General features: G+C 48.0%; 15 protein-coding genes. 13 read left to right on the top strand and 2 right to left on the bottom strand.

What is annotated here, in order from left to right; translation table 11 throughout:
* Positions 1-48 precede the first annotated feature (48 nt).
* The 3 genes from ppdK (at position 49) to J2Z66_RS03295 (ending at position 4,422) form a co-directional block, all read left to right on the top strand.
* On the top strand, positions 49-2,778 hold the full coding sequence (ppdK, locus tag J2Z66_RS03305) for a pyruvate, phosphate dikinase (RefSeq protein ID WP_209969914.1): 2,730 nt from the start codon (positions 49-51) through the stop codon (positions 2,776-2,778).
* 137 nt (positions 2,779-2,915) lie between these two features.
* The gene (locus tag J2Z66_RS03300) at positions 2,916-3,578 is read left to right on the top strand and encodes a CBS domain-containing protein (protein ID WP_209970311.1); all 663 of its coding nucleotides are present in this window, start codon (positions 2,916-2,918) and stop codon (positions 3,576-3,578) included.
* Between the two features lie 46 nt (positions 3,579-3,624).
* Entirely contained in the window at positions 3,625-4,422 is a 798-nt protein-coding gene (locus tag J2Z66_RS03295) for a pyruvate, water dikinase regulatory protein (protein WP_209969913.1), read from the top strand.
* Positions 4,423-4,459: 37 nt separating this feature from the next.
* Here J2Z66_RS03295 and J2Z66_RS03290 read toward each other — a convergent pair whose 3' ends face one another.
* Together J2Z66_RS03290 and J2Z66_RS03285 are read right to left on the bottom strand one after the other, a co-directional pair.
* Entirely contained in the window at positions 4,460-5,836 is a 1,377-nt protein-coding gene (locus J2Z66_RS03290) for an ABC transporter permease (RefSeq protein WP_209969911.1), read from the bottom strand.
* Positions 5,833-6,522 (bottom strand): ABC transporter ATP-binding protein, encoded by a 690-nt coding sequence (locus tag J2Z66_RS03285; protein ID WP_209969910.1) that lies wholly within the window; start codon positions 6,520-6,522, stop codon positions 5,833-5,835. Before J2Z66_RS03285 ends, J2Z66_RS03290 begins: the two co-directional genes overlap by 4 nt.
* A gap of 253 nt (positions 6,523-6,775) precedes the next feature.
* Here J2Z66_RS03285 and J2Z66_RS03280 point away from each other — a divergent pair, with 253 nt between their 5' ends.
* The 10 genes from J2Z66_RS03280 to J2Z66_RS03235 all read left to right on the top strand — a co-directional run bounded on the left by J2Z66_RS03280 (position 6,776) and on the right by J2Z66_RS03235 (position 22,878).
* Complete coding sequence (locus J2Z66_RS03280; RefSeq protein WP_209969908.1) at positions 6,776-7,615, top strand: AraC family transcriptional regulator; 840 nt, start codon at positions 6,776-6,778, stop codon at positions 7,613-7,615.
* A gap of 181 nt (positions 7,616-7,796) precedes the next feature.
* Entirely contained in the window at positions 7,797-13,430 is a 5,634-nt protein-coding gene (locus tag J2Z66_RS03275) for a DUF4838 domain-containing protein (RefSeq protein ID WP_209969906.1), read from the top strand.
* Between the two features lie 234 nt (positions 13,431-13,664).
* Entirely contained in the window at positions 13,665-13,808 is a 144-nt protein-coding gene (locus J2Z66_RS03270; protein WP_209969905.1) for a hypothetical protein, read from the top strand.
* Between the two features lie 7 nt (positions 13,809-13,815).
* Positions 13,816-14,769: an MGH1-like glycoside hydrolase domain-containing protein gene (locus tag J2Z66_RS03265; protein ID WP_209969903.1), complete on the top strand. Its 954-nt coding sequence runs from the start codon at positions 13,816-13,818 to the stop codon at positions 14,767-14,769.
* A 74-nt stretch (positions 14,770-14,843) separates the two neighbouring features.
* Entirely contained in the window at positions 14,844-15,119 is a 276-nt protein-coding gene (gene yidD, locus J2Z66_RS03260) for a membrane protein insertion efficiency factor YidD (RefSeq protein WP_209969901.1), read from the top strand.
* Positions 15,120-15,609: 490 nt separating this feature from the next.
* Positions 15,610-17,631: a methionine--tRNA ligase gene (metG, locus tag J2Z66_RS03255; protein WP_209969900.1), complete on the top strand. Its 2,022-nt coding sequence runs from the start codon at positions 15,610-15,612 to the stop codon at positions 17,629-17,631.
* Positions 17,632-17,875: 244 nt separating this feature from the next.
* Complete coding sequence (locus J2Z66_RS03250; RefSeq protein WP_209969898.1) at positions 17,876-18,025, top strand: hypothetical protein; 150 nt, start codon at positions 17,876-17,878, stop codon at positions 18,023-18,025.
* Positions 18,022-18,165 carry a hypothetical protein gene (locus J2Z66_RS03245; RefSeq protein WP_209969897.1) on the top strand — a complete coding sequence of 48 codons (144 nt, stop codon included), beginning with the start codon at positions 18,022-18,024 and terminating at the stop codon, positions 18,163-18,165. The genes J2Z66_RS03250 and J2Z66_RS03245 overlap by 4 nt, the downstream gene beginning before the upstream one ends.
* A 155-nt stretch (positions 18,166-18,320) precedes the next feature.
* A complete protein-coding gene (locus J2Z66_RS03240) occupies positions 18,321-19,034 on the top strand; it encodes a cytochrome c biogenesis CcdA family protein (protein ID WP_209969895.1) in 714 nt (237 codons plus the stop codon).
* A gap of 880 nt (positions 19,035-19,914) precedes the next feature.
* The gene (locus J2Z66_RS03235) at positions 19,915-22,878 is read left to right on the top strand and encodes an extracellular solute-binding protein (protein WP_209969893.1); all 2,964 of its coding nucleotides are present in this window, start codon (positions 19,915-19,917) and stop codon (positions 22,876-22,878) included.
* Position 22,879 lies beyond the last annotated feature (1 nt).

The raw sequence follows: 22,879 nt of genomic DNA, 5'->3' as shown, positions 1-22,879 counted from the left end.
TTTTAACATTTCGAAATGGCTGCAAGCTAGCAGAGGGGGAAGCGAACGATGAACGGAAAAAGAGTGCTGCATTTCCAGGCAGGAAACGCCGCAATGAAGACGCTGCTTGGAGGTAAAGGGGCAAATCTCGCGGAAATGACGAATGCGGGCTTGCCGGTACCTCCTGGATTTACTGTAACGACTGAGGCTTGCCGTGAATATTACGCAAATGGAAGTCAACTTCCGCAAGGCTTGTTTGAAGAAATCCGGACTGCACTGATTCAAGTGGAAGCGAGCAAGAAACAGACATTTGGAAGCGTAGAGGATCCTTTACTCGTCTCGGTTAGATCAGGCTCCGTCACTTCCATGCCAGGGATGATGGATACGATTCTGAACTTGGGGCTTAATGATGAAACCGTGGAAGCACTGGCGCGAAATACGGGTAATCCGCGTTTTGCCTTTGATTGTTATAGAAGACTGATACAGATGTTTGGCAACGTTGTTTTTGACATAGAGGGCTTGCACTTTGAGAAGCTGCTGCATCAGATGAAGGCTGAGCGCTCCATTCATGAGGATAAAGATATGCCTGTGGAGGGCTGGGTCGCTATTATTGAGAAGTTCAAGGCTATTATAGAACAAAGAGCAAAACGCAGCTTTCCTCAGGATGTGTATGAGCAGCTGGAGCTTGCTGTAGAAGCAGTTTTCCGCTCATGGAACAATCAGCGTGCTGCAGTGTACCGTAAGGTTTATGGCATTCCTGATTCGCAGGGTACAGCCGTGAATATTCAGTCCATGGTTTTTGGCAACAGAGGAGATGATTGCGGTACGGGAGTTTTGTTTACACGCAACCCATCAACCGGTGAGAAGCATCTGTATGGAGAATACCTGACAAATGCGCAGGGTGAAGACGTTGTTGCAGGAGTAAGAACGCCGCTGCCGATCGCCCAGCTAGAGAATGAAATGCCTGAGGTTTATGCCAAGCTGGCCCATACGGCAGCCAAACTGGAAGCTCATTATAAGGATATGCAGGACATAGAGTTTACGGTTGAAAAGGGAGAGCTCTTCATTCTTCAGACCCGCAATGGCAAAAGAACAGCACAGGCTGCTGTGAAGCTGGCGGTACACTTTGTGAATGAAGGCATCCTGAGCCGCGAAGAAGCGCTGCAGCGCATTGAAGTGGAGCATCTGGATCAGCTTCTCCACCGTGCGATCGATGAAGATATCAAGCTGGATGTGCTGGCTACTGGTCTTCCTGCATCCCCAGGTGCAGCTACGGGGCAGGCGGTATTTGATGCAGATACGGCTGAGGAATGGGTTCGCAGCGGCAAGAAGGTTGTACTGGTCAGCAGCGAAACGAGTCCAGAGGATATCCACGGCGTTATTGCAGCTGAAGGCGTACTGACGAGCCGTGGCGGCATGACCAGCCATGCAGCGGTAGTGGCTCGCGGAATGGGCAAGCCGTGCGTCTGCGGCTGTGAGGAAGTGCGTATCGATGAAGATGAGCCGCAGTTCCGCGCCGGGAATGTCACCGTTCGTGAAGGCGACTGGATTACACTTGACGGTTCAACCGGACGCGTTATCCTTGGCACAGTTGAGCTTAAGGAGCCTGAGGTGAGTGAGGAGCTCAACGAGCTGCTGCAATGGGCGGATGCTGTGCGCAAGCTTGAAGTTCGGACCAATGCCGATACGCCAGAGGACGCGGCGAAAGCCCGCGAATTTGGTGCCCAAGGTATCGGACTTTGCCGTACGGAGCATATGTTTATGTCAGCTGAGCGGCTGCCGGTCGTACAGGCGATGATTCTGGCAGATGGCCTTGAAGAGCGTAAAGTCGCCTTGGAGCAGCTGCTGCCGATGCAGCAAAGCGACTTCGAGGGTCTCTTTACAGCGATGAGCGGGCTGCCGGTAACGATTCGCCTGCTGGATCCGCCGCTGCATGAATTTTTGCCGAAGCTGGAGGAGCTGTTGATTCGCCAGGAGCAGCTGAAGCATGAGCCTCAGGGCCAGCCGGCCGCAGCTAATGTGGACGGTGCACTGTCCAGCGTTCCGGAACGGATTGAGCTAGACACCTTGATTCGCAAGGTGCGCAATCTGCAGGAGTCGAACCCGATGCTGGGACAACGCGGCTGCAGACTCGGGATTCTTTTTCCAGAGATTTATGAGATGCAGGCTGTTGCCATTTTCCGTGCTGTGCTTGCTTGCAGAAGCAAAGGCATTACAGTTATACCGGAAATTATGATTCCGCTGGTTGGTCATTCCAACGAACTCAAAGCTATGCGGGAGCTTGTTGATCGTACTGCCGTTCAGGAGCTGGGCACTGAGCTGAAGCATGTTGTTTACAAGGTTGGAACGATGATTGAGGTGCCGAGAGCGGCATTAACAGCGGCGCAAATAGCGCAGCATGCGGATTTCTTCTCCTTTGGAACGAATGATTTGACACAGATGACTTTTGGCTACAGCCGGGATGATGCCGAGGGCAAGTTCCTGACGCATTATGTGGACCATAATATTTTGCCAAAAAATCCGTTCCAGGTGCTGGATACCGAAGGTGTAGGCCTGTTGATCGATTGGGCTGTGAAGCAGGGTCGGGAGCAGAAGCCGCAGCTCAAAACGGGCATTTGCGGTGAGCATGGCGGCGATAAGGAATCGATTTTCTTTTGCCATCAGACAGGGTTGAATTATGTGAGCTGTTCGCCGTTCCGTGTGCCTCTCGCAAGAATAGCAGCGGCCCAGGCGCAAATTACACTTGGTGATAAGGAAGAAGTGCGTCAGCTGCAGGAAAGTGTAAGTTCTTCATTGTAAGTTCATTGTAGGACTCAATGCAGGACTCATTGTAAGTTCATGCTAAGCTCATTGTAATTTGCCTGAATTTTGACTATAGTTATATAATAAAAACTTATCCCGGAAGCTTGCAGACTAGGGTCTACACGCTTCCGGGTTTGTATGAGGAGGGAAGCATCATCGAGCTGACAAACAGGCAGAAGGATGTGCTGGAGCTTGTCCGCAAGAACGCCCCAATTACCGGAGAGCAAATCGCCGAAATGCTCGGCATCAGCAAGCCAACTATTCGTACGGATCTTTCTGTGCTTGTGATGCTTGGGATGCTGGATGCCAAGCCGAAGGTCGGTTATTTTCCCGGACATGCACTGCTGCCGGAAGGGCAATCCCTGCTTAAGCTGCAGGAGCTGAGGGTCAAGGATATTCAAGGTATGCCAGTAATCGTCAGAGATACGATTTCAGTGCACGAAGCTGTGATCACCTTGTTTCTGGAAAATGTCGGCTCCCTGATTGTAGCTGACGCTGAAAGCACGCTGCTTGGCATCGTATCGCGCAAGGATTTGCTCAAGGTTACACTCGGCAATCCGAATGTAACGACTATGCCGCTTAGCCTGGTCATGACGCGCCAGCCGAATCTGATTACAATCGGTCCAGAGGATACTGTGGCCGAAGCAGCCCGCAAGATGATCCATCATCAGGTGGACAGCCTGCCTGTAGTACTCATTCACAATGAGGCTGGCGACACGCCAAGGGTGGAAGTGGTAGGCCGTATTACCAAAACAGGGATGACAAGGGTGCTGCTTGACCTGCTCTTGGAGCATTAAAGGACAAGCAGAAGACCTTGCATCATAAAGGAAGGAGTGAAGTGTGATGAGAGAGCAGCAGCATTTGTACATTTGCTCCGATTCAGTAGGGGACACGGCAGAAGCGGTAGCCCAGGCTACCATTCATCAATTTAATGCCGAGCAGGTTAAAATGAAACGCTTCGGTCATATCAAGCAGGAGGATGAAATCCGTAAAATCGTCGAAGATGCGGCGGCAAGCGGCGGCTTTGTGGCTTATACGCTGGTGCAGCCGGAGCTTCGAGAAATGATGAAATCCGAGGCCATCCGTCTGGGTGTCCGCGCAGTCGATATCATGGGACCGATGATGCAAGCATTTATCGATACTTATGGAGATGCTCCCAAGCGCAAGCCCGGTCTGCTGCATGAGATGGATGCTGATTATTTCCGCCGCGTAGAGGCTATTGAATTTGCTGTCAAATATGACGACGGGCGTGATGCACGCGGGATGCTGCAGGCACAGGTTGTGCTGATAGGGGTATCCCGTACCTCGAAGACACCATTGAGCATTTTTCTGGCCCATAAAGGAATTAAGGTCGCCAACCTGCCGGTTATGCCGGAAGTGAAGCCGCCTACCGAGCTGTTCAAAATCCCTAGTCACCGGATTATCGGACTGACGATGGATGCAGACAGCATACTGAAGATCCGGTCAGAACGTCTGAAAGCCGTCGGGCTTCCCGACGGCTCCAAATATGCAACGCTCCAGCGTATTGTTGATGAACTGGAATATGCACAAGGCTTGATGAAACAGCTTAACTGCACGGTAATCAATGTGACGAATAAGGCGATTGAAGAAACGGCCGGACTGATTTTGGAATATTTATGATTCTTTGATAAGCATGCAGAAGCTTAATTAGAGCCGCTTATATGTCTCTTCGCAAAGCTTTCAATACATCGACCTGTGTAGCTCGTCTCGCAGGTCTTACTCCTGATAGTACAGCTACACCAAAGCTGATAGCAATACAAAGCAAGGACAGCGACCAGGGAATATAGGAAAATATGAGACCCTCCGGGGAACTTTCTTTCGCAAAATTAAGAATTACAAACGGAAGCGCAATATTAACCACATAGCTGATTCCATAGGCGACAATTGTGCCAACGACGGCTCCTTGAAGCCCGATATAGCTGCTTTCTATGAGAAAAATATTTTTGATCGTAGATGGATGAGCGCCAATTGCTTTCATAATGCCAATGTCCTGAGACCTCTCAGTGACCGCCATGGTCATAGTATTATAGATGCCTATAGAGGCGATAAGGATTGCAATCGTTCCGACAAAGATGAGGCCAATCTTTAGAACAAGAAAAAATACATTGATTTGCTCAAGCTCGTTGGCGATTGAATAGCTGGTATAGCCATTGCTGTTAATCTCATCGGAAATGTTTTTGACGTTTTTAGCGTCTTTGGCGTATACGTTGACATTGTCATACGATCGGGGCTTAGAAATGTCCAGTTCATCCTTCATTTGCTGTACGGCTTCCGAGCCGTTTTGTTCAGAGCCTGTTCCTTGTTGCTCCTGTTCAGTCTGCTGCGGCAGCTGAATCCCTCTTATTGTTTTTGTAAACTCTTCAATTTGCTGCAGCATAGACCCGCTGATGGATAAGTTGGTATCTTTGATCCATTCCTTTGTTGGCTTCTTGGCAATACCAACAACGGTAACAGGGAAACGCTTGATTAGCTGTTTGCCCCCCTCCCACTGTGAAGCTTCCATTTCAATTGTTTTTCCGATCATTTCAGCGTTGTTTTGGGTCATGATGTTCTCATCTTTTTCCTTATAGCCCTTTAGTGCGCTTGCAAAATGAAATCCTGCAATAACCTCATGTTCTGCCGTTGGAAGTCCGCCAGCTGACAGCTCGAGTCCGGCTTTGGCCTCTTCCTCAAAATCTACAGCAACCGCAGGTGCAGAGGCTTCAAATTCATTCCAGTAAAATTGGATATTTTGTTGTATAAACTGCTTATGAGTAACAGCCTTAACGTTTTTAACGGCTTTGAGCCCGGCTAGATCTTTATCTGCTAAGGGATAATAATTACCGTCTAAGGATTTTCCATGAACACTGATTTCAGTTAAAAGGCCATCACCGGTTATTTGCTGGACCACACTGCGCTGGAGCCCGAATCCTACAGATGCCAGCACGATCAGAAATGCGCAGCCCATAGCTGTTGCCAGCACGGTCATAAATACGCGCGAACGATTTTTTTTCATATTTTGCCGGACAAAGGATAGCTTGTCTTTAAAAGTCATAATAATCTCCGATCTACGATTTTTCCGTCCTGCAGCAGGATGGTACGATTGGCAAAGGATGCGACTTTGTCGTCATGGGTGATGATGAGGAAGGTGATGCCCTGCTCCTTGTTCAACTGTTCAATAAAGCGCAAAAGCTCATGTTCATTCTCACTGTCAAGGCTTCCTGTCGGCTCGTCTGCCAGTAGAATAGGTGGATTCACGATAAGTGCCCGGGCTATGCTTACCCGCTGCTGCTGGCCTCCAGACAACTCGCTTGGATAATGCTCCGCATAATCCTGCAGTCCGACCCTTTCCAGCATCAAGAGGGTTTGTTTCCTGCGTTCGCTCTCTTTAACGCCCTTAAGTACTAAAGGAAGCTCTACATTTGCAAAGGCAGTCATACTCGGAATGAGCTGAAAGCTTTGGAAAATAAAGCCGAAATGCTGCAGCCGAAAGTCGGCCCATTCGCCTTCGCTCAAGCGGGTAACGGCGCGCTTCTGCACATAGATTTCTCCCTCTGACGGTCGAAGATAACCACTGATCAGGTTGAGCAGTGTTGATTTGCCGGACCCGCTTCTGCCTACAATCGCCACAATTTCCCCTTTCTCGATATGCAGGCTAATATCATGCAGTACCGGAACTATGCGTTCAGTAGTTTTTTTACCGATTTTAAACTGATGGCTGACTTGCTTTAGTTCAATCATTTCTGGCCTCCAAGCCCTTATTTTTGACTTATTAGTGGTCTTACAAAGAGATAGACGGTTGAAATATTAAAAACCATGCAGTTTTCACAAAAAATCCTTATTTTTACAAATTCAAAACTACATTTTCCTCACGTGAATCCTCATTGCCCCCTCGTCAGGATGGTGTATAATTATCCATACAGCATAAAAACAGCAAGTAAACAGCGTGTAAGCAGCATATAAACAACACATTAAACAGTGGAAAAAGAAGGTTGTGATTGAATTGGACATGCTGCGATATTTTATTGTGCTTAAGCAGGAAAGAAAGCTGCCGTTATTTATAGATAGCATTGGAGTTCACGAGCAGGAGAACGTTAATTGGCCGAATGGCTACCCGTATTATCATTGGCTGCAAACGATTGAGGGGGAAGGCCGATTTCAGGCTGCCGGACAAACCTTTCTTCTGCCGAAGAATACGGGTGTGCTGCTTCCCCCGAACATGCCGCGTCAATATGAGGCTGTTTCCAGCAAATGGCGTACCGCATTCGTTACCTTTGGCGGGTCTCAGACGCAGACACTGCTTGCTTCCCTGGGACTGGAGTACCCATCTGCCTACCAATGGCCTTCCCAAACACCTTTGGATAAATGGCTGGTTCGGATGACGCGGATGTTCATGAATGAAATGGCTCCCGGCCTGGATGGATCATCTAGTGTGTATCGATTTTTGTCCCATTTAAAGACATATGCAGAAAATCAAAGCAATCCGACATCTCATCACAATGTCAAGCTGCAGCCGCTGATTGAGTGGCTGAATGACCACTATCAGGACTCCTCGGTCGGCTTGGAGCAGATGGCTGGGTTCATAGCAGTCAGTCCCCAATATTTAAACAAGCTGTTCCGCAACCTGCTTGGCACTAGTCCTTATGCCTACCTGATCCAGCTGCGCATCTCGAAAGCCAAAAATATGCTAGCAACCGATCCGCTCATTGCAGTGAAGCAAGTGGCTGAATGGGTCGGATTTTACGACGCCAGCCATTTTGTGGCGACCTTCCGCAAATCGGAAGGCATCACACCGGAGCAGTTCAAGCTGCTCCATCACAACAGCATAAGCTGAACGCCAGCCTGAGCTTCTTCGCGGGCTGGTTTCTTTTTTTCCCATTTGGTTTCATTTCACCATATTTTCAAGTGCGTGTTAACGATGTAATCTTGATCTTGTAGGCGGTTACAATCTTTTAGCACAAGCTTGTGCCTATGAAAAAAGTTATGTTAAGGCAAAACTCCAAGGAGGAAATAGGGTGAAAAAGCGAAGGTTGTTCAGGAAATTCAGCTCCATACTACTAGTTATAAGCCTGCTTTTTTCAATGCAGACGGTTTCTTTTGGTGAAGCATTTGGGGCATTTCAAGATGCAGGTAAGGATGAAGCGCAGAAAATACCATTCAACGATTCACATTCCGAACAAGCGCGTTCAGAACAAGCGCCTTCCGATACAATCGGCCATTGGGCAGAAAAACAATTAGTTGATTGGTGGAGCGGAGGACGGCTCCAGGGTTACGCTGATGGCGGATTAAAGCCGGATCTCCCGATTACACGCGGAGAATTTATGGCCATCGTCAATCGGGTGTTCGGGTTCACAGAGAAGGCTCCTGTCTCCTTCAACGACCTGGGCCCAAGTGATTGGGAGTACAGTGAGGTTGCAAAAGCACTCTACGCGGGCTATATCGAAGGCTATGCTGATAGCACGATGGGTGTGAAGCGGCAGATCAGCCGGCAGGAGGCTGCGGTCATTATTGCCCGGCTGATGAAGCTGGAGGAGCAAGATAGTGAGAAGCTGCTCTTCTCGGATGCTGAAGCAATTGCAGCATGGAGCCGGTCAGCCGTCGCTGCTGTTGTTGGCAAGAAGTGGATGGAAGGCTACGGGGACGCCAGCTATCGTCCTGCAGCATCAATCACACGGGCAGAAGCTGTTGTGACTGTTGATCGGGCACTGGGTTCAGGGCTGCCGATCGTGTACGAAAAGGCTGGAACATACGGACCTGAGACAGGTGTGCAGGCAGTATCGGGCGATATCATCGTCCGGGCTTCAGGGGTTACGCTGAGAAATATGAAGATTGGCGGAGGTCTGCTGCTTGATGAGGCGATCGGTGAGGGTGAAGCCTGGCTGAAAAACGTGAAGGTATCCGGAACTACGGAGATCAAGGGCGGAGGTGCGAACAGCGTTCACTTTGAGAACTCGACGTTAGCTGACACAGTTGTTAACAAAAAATCCGGCAGTATCCGCATTGTAGCTGAAGGTTCAACTGTAGTTGCTACCATAACTGTACGATCTTCGGCCATATTGGAGCATTCCGGAACTGATGGGGCAGGGTTTGAGAAGGTTGTGCTGAGTGATGAGCTGCTTCAAGGCTTTCGTGTGCAGTTCATAGGCGATTTTGAGCTGGTTGATATTTTTGCCAAGGGAATCAAGGTTGAGCTATCCTCTGGAACATTTAAGCAAATAACAGTGCGTGAGGGTGCTTCAGGAATAGATTTACTAATCAACAAGGAGGCAAATGTGCTCTCGCTTATGATTTATGCAGTGATCCAACTGTTAGGTCAAGGGGTGATAGAGCATGTAACCTTAAGTGAAAAAGGAAATGGGACGACATTCGAAACGCAGCCGAAAAAAAGAACGGACGTCAAGTCGGGTGCAGCGTCTTCGAGTGGTCAAGGGACAGACAGCACAACGGCACCGACTGCGACACCGAGTCCGACATCAACATCGACACCAAGCCCGACTGTACAGCCATCTGAGCCGCCAACGGGTGAGGATCTGACTCTGATTGAGAATGGCCAAGCTAAGGCTGTTGTGCTGATACCATCCAATGACAATCAGAAGGCGCGGAGTGCCGCCGATACATTGGCTGAGTATGTCAGCAAATCAACTGGGATTGCTTTACCCGTTAGCACAGAAGCTGAATTCTTATCATCTGCCGGGAATGACGGGCAAACGGTTAAGATTTATGTTGGCGCTGCCGGAGCTGACAGTAATCCGGATTTCGCCGGACAATTGAACGGGCTGGCGCTGGATGGCTTTGTCATCAGTCCATATGGAAACAGCATTACGATTGCAGGTCCAACTGCACTCGGCACGGAATTTGGTGTGTACGAATTTCTGGAGCGTTATGTTGGAGTTCGCTGGCTGATGCCTGGAGAATTGGGCGAGGATGTGCCTGAGCTTTCTTTGCTTACTGTGCCTGGTACTGTGATCCGGGAGGAGCCGGCAATCATTTCCCGCGACGTGGTAGGATTTATGGGCTACCATACCCGTGAGGCTGATGCAGAAATCAGCCGCATTCAACTGGATTGGGCCACGAAAAACCGCAACAATTCGGCGATTAATTTTCATCACAATTTATATAGGCTTTTTCCGCCTTCCGAGTACTTGGAATCACATCCTGAATTTTTTCCACATAAAAACGGCAAGCCTTACATTCCCGCTCTGAATATGGGCTGGCAGCCATGTTTTAGCGCTGAAGGCATTGTTGAAGAAGCAGTGAAAAATATCATTGCCTACTTCGACGAAAATCCGGATAAAATATCGTATTCACTCGGTATGATTGACGGAAATGCTGAAGGTGCAGGATTTTGTGAGAAGGCAGAAAGGAAAAATTCACTCGGACTGGATGATATGTCCAACATTTATTACGAATGGGTCAACAAGGTAGCAGAAGGCGTGCTGAAAGTATATCCGGATAAATATTTCGGGCTGCTTGCCTATGCCGAGGTTTTTGATCCTCCGACGAATGTGAAGCTGAACTCCCATGTGATCCCTAACATTACCGACGAGAGGTATTCCTGGGCGGATCCGCGGCGTGAAGAGGAAGGCAAGCAGTTTATGGAGAAATGGCTGCAGGCTGCAAGCCAGATTGCCTGGTACGATTACATCTGGGGTTCTCCCTATGTGGTGCCGCGCATCTTCAATCATCAGCTGGCTGAAAATCTGAAGTATGCTGGTGCCAATGGTGTTGTCGGGTATTTCGCTGAGCTGTATCCGAATTTTGGCGAGGGACCGAAGCCTTGGCTGACGATGAAGCTGCTGTGGAATCCCAATCAGGATGAGGACGAACTTGTTCAGGAATGGTATGAACGGGCTGTCGGCCAGGAAGCAGCTGCTGATTTGGCAGCATACTACGACCTTTGGGAGCAATTCTGGAGTACCCGGGCTTTTGAAACGGAGTGGTATTCGACCTGGTACAATTCAAATCCGAGATACAATTTCATGCCCTTTAACAGCGCTACTTACTTGACTGATGTAACGGTAGAGGACATTGAGGAAAGCCGTCGTTTACTGGAATTGGTCGTTCAAAAAGCAGGTACGGAGAAGCAGAAAGCCCGTGCTGCACTTCTGCTGCGCAGCTTCGAATACTATGAAGCATCCGCGCTTAGTTATCCTATAGCAGGCGATCGGGAGGTTCCTTCCGATCCGGCAGAGGCATTGAAGCTCCTGGAAGAGCTGATCCGCCGGGAAGCCAAAAATCCTGCTGCCTATGCCCTCAAACGGCAGCAGCTTATAAATGAATTCGAAACAGATCCGATACTGGTTCACCCGATTCGCGGCCCTGAAGACCAGGGAATGACATGGTCTGGTAAAAGCAGCACTGCCTACCTGCTTCAATGGGTGAGCGGTGAGCCTGAGAACGGTGTAGTCCGGCAGTATCTTCATGAGCTTGTGGAGAGCGAAGGCGAATCAGCGGCAGGGCAGTATGCCAAATACTTGCTCGAATTTCGCGGGAAGAAATTACAGCTAAACAAAAATCCTTCCTTCGAAGAAGCGGATGCAAACAGTAAGGTAAATTCCAAATCATGGGGATACTGGTACAGCATAGAGATACCTACTTTGGAAGAGGTTGCTGCGCGAACAAATATCATCGCGAGAAACGGAAGCTTCAGCATAGCGGCAAAAGGCATCTCTCTAGGTTCTATTACCCAAGAAGTCCTTGTTCCTGAACCCATCGACTTCGTGTCCGCCTCGGCTTACTATTACACGCCGCCAGGCACCTATAGTAATGGCAAGGTGCAGCTCACATTGAATTTGTTTGATGAAAATTGGAACCCGGTTGGTTCCTTGGCTTCTAGCGAGAAAATGGTTTCAAGCAGCTCAGGAGAATGGGCGCCCGTCAAACTGATCGCGGCTATTCCCGATGACATTAAGAACCGGGTTAAAATCATACAATTTCTCGTCGGGCAGCGCGGCTTCGCCAATGGTGAGACGGTCTATATCGATGATGTTACGCTTGATGGTGTGACTGGCGGCAAGGTTGCAGTCGCCAAAGCATCTGCGGAAAATGGGAGAATTGTCGCCTTACTGAGCGATATTCCAGAAAATGAGCCGGCGATCGGCGATTTCACGGTCACACAAAAGCTGGGCAACGGCGAAGTGACTTCCCTTTCACCTGCTGCTGTCAGCTGGAATGCAGCAAGCCGGACAGCAACAGTGTCTGTACCAGCTGTTGCTGCGACGGATGTGATACAAGCGGTAACCTACACGGTGCAGTATCGTGATACAGCTCCTGTGACTGCACGCACATTCACAATTGCAGAAGCGTCAGCCATAAAGATGAACAGCAATGCATCGTTTGAAGACTTCCTGGCACAAAGTCCGATTCAAGCAGCTAATTGGGGGTATTGGTACAACAATGACAACCGGACGGAAGATGAAGCCGCGTATCGCACGGACTCGCACGCCAGGTCAGGTAATTTCAGCATAGCGGCAAAAGGGATCTCCCTGGGCTCATTTTTGCAGGAAATCCATGTTACTACACCTCTTGATTCCATATCCATGAGCGGCTACTATTTCTCTGAAGCGGGTTCTGGAAACGGAAAAATAAGGTACACAATGAACTTATTTAATGATAAATGGGAAAATATCGGTTACCTGGTTTCACCATTCATCAATGCTTCGGACATCACAGGAGAGTGGCTGCCTATCCAGTTTTCTGAGACGATTCCGGAAAATGTTAAAAATCAGGTGAAAACCATCCAATTTATGTTTGAACAAAGGGAATTTGCACCCGGAGAAACGGTATATATCGATGATTTAAGTTTCTATGGGAATCCAGACCATCGGGTTTCGGCTGTCAAAGCTGTGTCCGTTAACGGCAGCATAACTGTTGCTCTGAGCGGAGAACCTGCTGCAGCTTTGACAGCAGACGATTTCACAGTGCTGCAATCTATTGACGGCGGTGAAGCAGCTGCCATTATTCCGGAGTCAATTGTTTGGGATTCGGTTAGCAGAACTGCCACATTGAAAGTTCCTGCTATAGAGCAGGCAATGGGGCCGAGGAAAGCTGCCTATACAGTCAAATATGGGCATGATTCACCCATTGATGCTGGCGCGTTCACAGTTCTTCCTATAAACGCCCAACTGCTCAACAAAAATGTTTCATTTGAAGATGCTTCGGAATGGGGTTTAATCGGATCTGATTATTGGGGGTACTGGTATAATAATGACAATCGTACCGAAGCAGAAACCGCTTATCGAACCAATTCGTTTGCACGGACAGGAGCTTACAGCATTGCAACAGAAGGGATTTCCCTTGGTGGTATCACGCAAGATCTTCAAGTGAATTCACCAATAACAACAATTTCAGCTACTGCTTATTATTATTTGCCTGCTGGTATGACTAGTGGTGGTAAGGTAACCATTTCTATGAATTTAAAAGACGAAAGGAATTCGGAATGGATAGGATCGTTCAGATCAGCCGAAGTTCGTGTGTCGGATATGGGTGGCGCATGGGTTCCTATCGAATTCACGGCAGAGATTCCCTTAGAAATCCGGGATCGTTTAAAATTCATCCAGTTTGTAGTTCAGCAAGATGGCTTTGCCGCTGGGCAAAAAATCTTTATTGATGATATCAGTGTCCACGGGTGGAATAACAGCGTTGAGTAATGTGATGTGATGTGATGTGATGTGATGTGATGAGATGTGATGAGATGTGATCTGACTTGATCTGACTCGATCTGATTTGATTAGATTATGTGATTGTAAATAATGGATTTTTTTTGGCCGAGGTCTTGGTGAGGTGCAACTATGCATCATGCTGAGGCCTTTGCGCCAGCTATGAGACTCAACCTATAATGAAATAAAAATATAGGATATAACAGGAACTTGGAGGCCTATGACATGATACTTAAGCCATCTGTAGTGACAGAATCTTTCCGCTCTAAGTGGATGGATGAAAATGTTCCTTTATTCGAATGCCCTGATCAAGATATCCAAAGCATCTATTATTTTCGATGGCATGTGAGGCTGCAGGCCGACGATTAACAGCTATATGTACGGAGATGCAAACGCAATCGCCAGCATAGCGGAGCTAAGCGGTAACACCAAGATAGCCGAAACATTCAGGAATAAGGCTCGTCAGATTAAGCAATTGGTGCAAATGAAGTTGTGGGATGAGCAAGAGCAATTTTTTAAGGTGCTGATTAATCAAGCCGGGCTCGACTACTCTTGCAGTTTGCCTGAGGATTGGTATCGTTGCAATCATATCGAGAGATTCAAATTGGGAGAGCTGGTCGATGTTTGCGAACTAAGCGGTTACACCCCTTGGTATTTCAACTTGCCTGATCCCGGATATGAAGGGGCCTGGAAAAAGTTAATGGACAAGGAAGCCTTCTATGCCGCGTTTGGTCCAACTACTGCCGAACAGAGCAGTCCTTATTTTATGCTTCCGCATACACATGAATGCTTATGGAATGGGCCATCTTGGCCCTTTGCTACAACGCAGACGCTTACCGCTCTGGCGAATTTGCTGAACAACTATAAGCAATCCTATGTCATTAACCGGGACTATTTCGAGCTTTTATGCAATTATACGAAATCTCATTTTCTGAATTTAGAGGATGGGAGCCGTGTTCCTTGGATCGATGAAAATTTGCATCCGTATACGGGAGAATGGCTCGCAAGAAATGAATTGCATAAGAGGAAGGATGAAGCTCTGAACAGGGGCAAGGATTACAATCATTCGGGTTATTGCGATTTGATTATTTCCGGTCTTGTTGGAATCCGGCCGCGCTGGGACGATGTGCTTGAAGTTAATCCGCTAATCCCTGATGCGCAGTGGAGCTATTTTTGCCTGGATAAAATACGTTATCATAATAGGGAGATCACTATCGTGTACGATGGCTCGGGGGAAAGATATGGTCTTGGAAAAGGACTGCGGGTAATGGTAGACGGGAAAGAGGCGGCCAACTCGGAAGTCATAGAAAAACTGCTTGTCAATCTATGAGATACTATAAGCTTGTAAAAAGTGTGGAAGAGTAGGATAATTAATTAAAATATAAGGATAAGGAGGTGGGGTATATGAGAAGAGCTTTGAAGGTGCCGATACAATTTTACCGCAAATTCATCTCTCCTTTAACTCCGCCCTCCTGCAGGTTCTATCCGACCTGTTCGCAGTATGCACTAGAAGCTTTGGACGAGCACGGTGCTTTGAAAGGATCGTGGCTGGCTGCCAAACGAATAGTCAAATGCCACCCGTTCCATCCTGGGGGTATCGATCATGTGCCGCCTTCAACTAAGAAGCGGGATGCGGCAGAGGACGGAAATGGGCATAAGCCGGTTAATGGAGTTGAATGAAACAAACAAACAAACAAATAAATAAAATAATTAACTGAAAACCATCATGAAAACCAGCATAAACTTGACATGAGTTCTTCTTTTGGTTATATTTTGCATAAAGCTATAGGTTGGTTTTGCGCATATGAATTTTCGATGAACGGATAAGTACAGGGGGATTCCTATTAACCAGAGAGCCGGGTCAGGTGAAAGCCGGTATAGGAGGAAGCTTGGAAGATGGTCCCGGAGAATAAGCTTTCGAGCTGCCCGCTTTATGTTGGGAGTAAGACTGCTTCGTGTTCCAGCGTTAATGGAGAAGTCTTAAGTGACTTACTGAGCCTCGCTTCTCGCAAGAGACGGGGGAATCTGGGTGGTACCGCGTGAGCTCTAGCTCTCGTCCCAATGTGGATGAGGGCTTTTTATGTTGTCCGCACGAAAGTCGTGTTTACTGCAATTGTTTGCAGTTGTCCGCACTCATTGTGTGCACCAAAATATCAGGAGGTTTGAATCCATGTCTGAAAAACAACCTACATTTTATCTAACAACTCCTATCTACTACCCAAGTGACAAGCTTCACATTGGTCATGCCTACTCGACAGTAGCGGGTGACGTTATGGCCCGGTATAAGCGTATGCGCGGATTTGATGTGATGTACTTGACGGGTACGGATGAGCACGGTCAAAAGATTGAGCGAAAGGCTCAAGAAAAAGGGGTCACCCCGCAGCAATTCGTCGATACTATAGTCGATGGTATTAAAGAGCTTTGGGCTAAGCTGGATATTTCTTATGATGACTTCATTCGCACGACAGAAGAGCGGCATAAAGCGTCGGTAGATTATATTTTTGCCCGCTTGCTTGAGCAAGGCGATATTTACCTGGGAACTTACGAAGGCTGGTATTGTGTGCCGGATGAGTCATTTTTCCCGGAAAGTAAGTTAGTGGATGGCAAATGTCCAGATTGCGGCCGCCCTGTGGAAAAGATGAAGGAGGAAACTTATTTCTTCCGGATGAGTAAGTACGCAGACCGTCTGGTGCAGCACTATGAAGACAATCCGGAATTTATCCAGCCGGAATCGCGCAAAAATGAAATGCTAAACAACTTTATTAAGCCCGGTCTGGAGGATTTGGCGGTATCCCGGACAACTTTCGATTGGGGCATCAAGGTTCCAGGCGATCCGAAGCATGTGATCTATGTATGGATTGATGCCTTGTCCAATTATATTACAGCACTTGGCTATGGCTCAGCGGATCCAAGCAAGTTCGAACGTTACTGGCCTGCTGATGTCCATCTAATGAGCAAAGAAATTGTGCGTTTCCATACGATCTATTGGCCGATTATGCTGATGGCGCTTGAGCTGCCGATTCCGAAGAAAATTTTCGCTCATGGCTGGCTTCTAATGAAGGATGGCAAGATGTCCAAATCCAAGGGGAACGTTGTGGATCCCGTCACTTTGATCGATCGTTATGGACTTGATGCGCTGCGTTATTATTTAATGCGGGAGGTACCTTTTGGCGCGGATGGTACCTTTACACCGGAGAGCTTTGTAGAGCGGGTTAATCACGATCTAGCCAATGATCTTGGCAATCTGCTTAATCGTACGGTCGTGATGATTGATAAGTACTTTGGCGGCACGATTCCCGCTTATGTACCTGACGCCAGCGAGTTCGAGTCCAGCCTTCTGGAGGCGATCCGGGCCGCTGTGGAGAAATACGAAGAAGCGATGGAGAAGATGGAATTCTCCGTAGCGCTGGCAGCCGTGTGGCAGTTGATCGGCCGCACCAATAAATACATCGACGAGACACAGCCTTGGTCGCTGGTCAAGGATGAGGGGAGCCGCGAGAAGCTCGGCTCGGTGCTTTATACGCTGGCAGAGTCGCAGCGTATTTCCTCGGTGCTGCTGCGTCCGTTCCTGACGAAGACGCCGCAGCTGGTCTGGCAGCAGCTTGGGCTTGCTGCTGAAGACCTTCCGCGTCTCACCTCATGGGAGAGCGCGCAGACCTTTGGGCTGCTCCCTGCCGGCACGAAGGTGCAGAAGGGAGAGCCAATGTTCCCGCGTCTGGACGTGGAACAGGAGACGGCTTACATTGCAGAGGCCATGGGCGGCGGCAGTGCTGTTGAGGAGGCGCCTGCGGCAGGTGAAGCATCTTCTGCTTCCGCCCCTTCTCCTGTGGTTGAGTCAAGCGGCTCAAAGCCGGAGCCTTCTTCAAAAGACGAAATCGGTATTGACGATTTCGCCAAGGTGGAGCTGCGCGTTGCACAGGTGCTGGCCGCTGAGCCTGTGAAGGGAGCGGATAAGCTGCTCAAACTGCAGCTGGACCTGGGATATGAGCAGCGTCAGGTTGTCTCCGGTATTGCAAAGTTCTATACACCTGAGCAAATGGTAGGCCGCAAGCTTATCTGCGTCACGAACCTCAAGCCAGTCAAGCTGCGCGGCGAATGGTCACAGGGCATGATTTTGGCGGCATCGCATGATGATCAGCTGACATTGGCGACTGTTCCTGAAGGAATGCCAAACGGCGCTGTCGTTAAATAACTTGTTGCTTTAAATATGCCTCACGATGCACCCCATAGAGACATGCAAAAAATCCAAGTGATTATTCGCTGTCATCTCTAAGGGGTGTTTTTTTTGGTTTTTTTGGTTTTTTTCTGGGGCGTTTTTTGCCGTTTTTGTCGTATTTTTTTTGCCCTTAACTGGACAACCTAACCTTCAAAGCACAAAGCTTTTATAAGGTCTATATCATGACTAAATTTAGTCTTTGATAAAGGAGGTATTTTTTATGAAAACCAAATTTTTATCCTACTTGCTCGTATTTACGCTGCTCTTGATGATTCTGATGTTAACAGCCTGCAATCTGATGGGGGGTAAAAAAAGCAGGAAGACAAGCAGCAAAATCAAAGTAAAAGCGAACAGAGCGAAGCCAAAATGATTAACGAGGAGCTTCAAAAGCAAGCGGAGATGTATATGGAAATAGAGAAGTACAAAATGAAGCAAGAAGAAAAGGCCATCAAACAAATCCAAGAGAGCACTAAAAAAATAAAAGAAGCTGAAAAAGGAAAGACAAAATGAAATCCCGCAAATGCTTGATTCAAAAAAACGGATCGGCATTATGTCCAATACGTGAATTGTAGGCTTCTGAACTGACTCCATCTGCCGTTTTCGCCTTGCTTCCCTTATTCATAAACATTATGATAGTAGGGAGACAAGATGGAGGAGTGTGAGAAATGGATTCAATTAATATTTGGATTGCACTGTGGGCAGGGTTTGCATCCTTCATTTCCCCCTGCTGCCTGCCGCTGTATCCCTCTTACATTTCTTACATAACAGGTATTTCCGTAAGTGAGCTTAAGAGTGGTAAGTCCAAAGCATTCGTGCGTCGTCAGACGATGCTTCACACCTTGGGATTCATCGTAGGCTTTTCAATTATTTTTTATGCGCTTGGCCTCGCGGCGGGCTTTTTAGGCAGCTTTTTTATCGATTATCGTGATTTACTGCGTCAGCTGGCTGCTATATTAATTTTTCTTATGGGGCTATTCCTGTTAGGAATTTTTCAGCCGCAATGGTTAATTAAAGAACGTAAGCTGAAAATGAAGTTCAGGCCTGCCGGTTATCTGGGCTCGATTGTCATCGGTATGGGTTTTGCCGCTGGCTGGTCGCCTTGTGTAGGACCAATCCTGTCATCGATTTTATCCTTGGCCGTTGCCGAGCCGCAAACCTGGTTTAAGCTGACCACTGCTTACTCACTTGGCTTTGCCATTCCATTTTTCGTGATGTCCTTTTTTATCGGTTCTACAAAGTGGATCTTACGGTACTCCAATCAGATTATGAAAATTGGCGGAGCCTTAATGCTCATTATCGCCGTCCTTCTGTATACCGGAAAGATGACCCAAATTACTATTTGGTTGAACAATATGACGCCTGAATGGTTGAAGTTTTAAGCCGGAAATATGTAGAATCATTTCAATGATTCCTATGATTCCAATGAGTTCAATGATTCTAATGATTCTAATGAGTTGACAATTTCGCCGATTAAAAAGCCCCCTTAAGCTTGTAGCTTGGGGGCTTTTTTATGATCTGAGCGCCTAGCAAAGCTAGGTACAACTAATTGATGAAAGATCAATCGAGGTAAGAGCCAAGTCGCTTCTAATGGCAGTCCGTTATCCGTTTGATCGTGGTAGTAGCAGCCCACCATCGCTGAAATGAGCATGTACTCCACTTAACGATGTTTTTTCATCGTTAAAGTAAGTGTTCCAGGTCAATCCGTCACGTTAACGATGTTTTCATCGTTAAAAGAAGCAGGATGGCCTCTCAGGGTGGTTAAAGTAGCAAATCCTTCTTACTTGCGTGTTCTCTTCTTCCCCAGCGCCTGCGCCCGCTAGGAAACCTCTACTAACCAAAAGAAAAAGCCTAGCTGGCTGTCCGTTTGAGCTTGATGTTCGTGTGATTCGTGGAGTTTAGCTAAAGAGAGGGAATGGCTGTGGGAGGAAGAGCGGTAGCGTCCGCCTTTAAAGATTTGTTTCTACCTCTTCATCGATACCATTCAAGGGAACAAATCTTTAACAGCGGCTGGAGCCCACAGCCATTCCCTCTGCAACGCACCAAAGCCACGATCATGCACCTCAAAGGACGCCGCAAGGCGTTTTTGTCATGTCAGAGGGCTGTGAAATGGTGCAGATTCGGACAGGATGTAAAGATATCGATAGATACAGACATGCGGTCGTTCCTTATAATTAAAGTAGGGTAAGGCGCCTAGATCCTTCATTCAGAACGAAATTCCATAGATTACCGTCAGGTACCGGAAGCGCGGGGAGGGAAAGCATGAAAAAAGCGTTTAAACTTGCAGTAGTATGGCTATGTGTGCTGACCATGCTGCCTACAAGCGGCGCGTTGGGTAGTGATTTGGATAATGAGTCCAGCAGTGTCACAACCAATGCTTCAGGCGTGCCGCTGAAAGAGAAGTTTAGTTATGGCAGTGATCGGATGACAGAAGAATATGTAAGATTTTTGAAGTATCCTTATTACTCGGCGCTTACCGCAGAATACGATACTCAAGGCTATAAGCCCGCGAGTGGAACGGCTGTAAGAGCGGAAGCGGAGCAAGCAAGGGTGGCGGAAGGCGGCCAGTTGAAGCTGGAGCGTCAAGTTGGTGGAGAGAGCGCACCATCGTTAGTGTGGGAAGAAGAAACAGCCTGGACGGAATGGGATTTTACAGTAGCTGAAGAAGGGCTTTATAACATTGAAATGGCGTATTACTTGCTTCCCGGATCAGGTAATTCAGCAAAGAGATCGTTAATGATTGACGGGGCTGTGCCTTTCTTGGAAGCTTCGAGTATTGTTTTCCCGCGCAAGTGGAAGGATCAGGGCGAAGTGGTTGTCAACAGTCTGGGAGATGAGACGAGACCGGGTCAGGTTGAAATTCCAGGCTGGTCCACAATTCGACTGTCCGATGATGCGGGGATGTATGCTGAACCCTTCCGGATTTATCTGAAGCCAGGCCGGCATAGCATACGACTCGATTTCGTCGATCAACCGATGGCTGTCACTTATGTGGCGTTAGTACCTGCAGTAACCGTCCCCACTTATGGGGAAGTAAAGGAGCAATACGAGCAGGCCGGATTGAAGGCCGCAACACAATCACTGCAATTTGAAGCCGAGCTGCAGGCTGTGGAAAAAAGCGATCCGACGATCCGCCGGGAAAGTGATGGAGATCCGCTGGTCAGCCCGGCCTCCTACAAGAACCGCAAGCTGAATGTGATCGGTGGCTGGCGCTGGAGAAAAGGTAATCAATCGATAACCTGGGAGTTTACGGCTCCTGAAGACGGGTTGTACAAAATTGGTATCCGCCAGCAGCAGACATGGAATGATGGATTGCCTTCCCATCGCCAGATTGAAATTGACGGTGCCGTTCCTTTTCAGGAATTGCAATCGTACCGGTTCAAATATGACAGCAAATGGCGGCTCCACACTCTGCAGGATGTAAAAGGCGATCCCTACCTGTTCCATCTGACCAAAGGCGTCCATCGGATAACGATGACCGTCAAGATGGGACCGCTTACCCCAATCCTGCAATCACTAAACGAAGACAGCTTACTCCTTTCCGAAATGATTCGTGACATTATCAAAATTGCGGGCAGTGAGCCCGACCCCAATTACGATTATGATTTTTTTACGACGATACCCGCCTTGAAAACTAATATGGAAACGCTTATTCAAAGTTTGCAGCACAAATATGATCTGATTAAAGGAATGGCAGACAAACTGCCTGCGATGGCGAATAATTTGCTGACCATTCAAAGTCAGCTGTCAAATATGATTGACAAGCCGTTTAGCATAGCGAGCAATATGAATGATTTGCAAAGTGCTCAGAACAGCCTGGGAAGCTGGTATACGAGTATGCAGACTCAGCCTCTCTTAATCGATTATATAAAGGCTGGAGGACCTGATGAGTCATGGAAAGATGAACAGTCCGGTTTCTTTCAGCGGCTGCGCTACAGCTTTGCCAATTTCCTGCTATCGTTCCAGAAGGATTACGACAATGTCGGTAATGTCCTGCAAGCGGATACACCAATCAAAAGTACGATCAATATATGGATAGCCAGAGGGATCGAATGGGCGGAAATCATTAAGGAAATGGCCGATGAAGAGTTCACCCCGAAGACAGGCATCGCAGTCAATGTCAATGTGCTCCCGGCCAATCAGTTGGAAGCAGGCAGCGTTAATGCGCTTATGCTTTCGATTGCTTCAGGCAAAGCGCCAGATGTCGGACTCGGCGTAGATTCATCCTCGCCAGTGGAATTTGCTATTCGTGATGCCGTATATGACTTATCGTCATTCGACGATTTTGATGAAACAATCAAGCAATTTATTCCGAATATTATGATTCCTTATAAGTACCGGGGAGGGGTTTACGCTCTACCCGAAACGATGGATTTCTCCGTCATGTTCTATCGCAAGGACATTGTAGAGGAGCTGGGAATCAGGCTCCCGGATACGCGGGAAGAGCTTTACGGCTATGCACTTCCGGCTTTGCATCAGAACGGTTTGCAGTTCTATTACCCGAATGACTTTACCCCGTTCCTGTTCCAGCATGGCGGAGCGTTCTACACTGACGATGGCAAGCTTTCTGGTCTTGACACCCCAGAGGCGTTCAGGGCGTTCCAGGAATATACAGATTTATTCACCAATTACGGAGTGCCTTTGGCAGCAGATTTCTACAACCGGATGCGTACAGGCGAAATGCCACTTGGAGTCGGCAACTTTGCCACCTATTTGCAGCTTTCTGTTGCTGCACCAGAGCTTGCCGGACGCTGGGGCATCGCTCCGATTCCGGGAACGCGGCTGAGCGATGGTGCTGTTGACCGGGCAACGGGCGCACTTGCCGGCCAAAGCGCGATCATTATGAAGCAAAGCAAGCATCCGCAGGAATCATGGGAATTTCTTAAGTGGTGGATGAGCACATCGGTTCAAAGTTCATTTGCCCGCGAACTGGAGGCGCTGATTGGAGTTGAAGCGAGATGGAACACCGCTAATGTGGAGGCTTTCTCCAACCTTTCATGGCGCAGACAAGATCTTGCGGTAATTCGGGAACAATGGAAATGGGCAAAGGAGACACCGATTGTATTGGGAGGCTATTACACGGGAAGATACGTCTACAATGCGTGGAACTCGGTTGTTGTTGATAATGCTAATGTGCGCGATTCGCTAGAAAAATCGGTAAAAGAGATTAATCGGGAGCTCCGAATGAAGCAGGAAGAATATGGCAATTACCATGATGCCAAGTAAG

It is taken from the genome of Paenibacillus eucommiae, assembly GCF_017874215.1.
Taxonomy (GTDB): Bacteria; Bacillota; Bacilli; order Paenibacillales; family NBRC-103111; genus Paenibacillus_AI; species Paenibacillus_AI eucommiae.
Note: the sequence above shows the minus strand (reverse complement) of the source record. Positions and strands in the feature narration are given on the sequence as shown.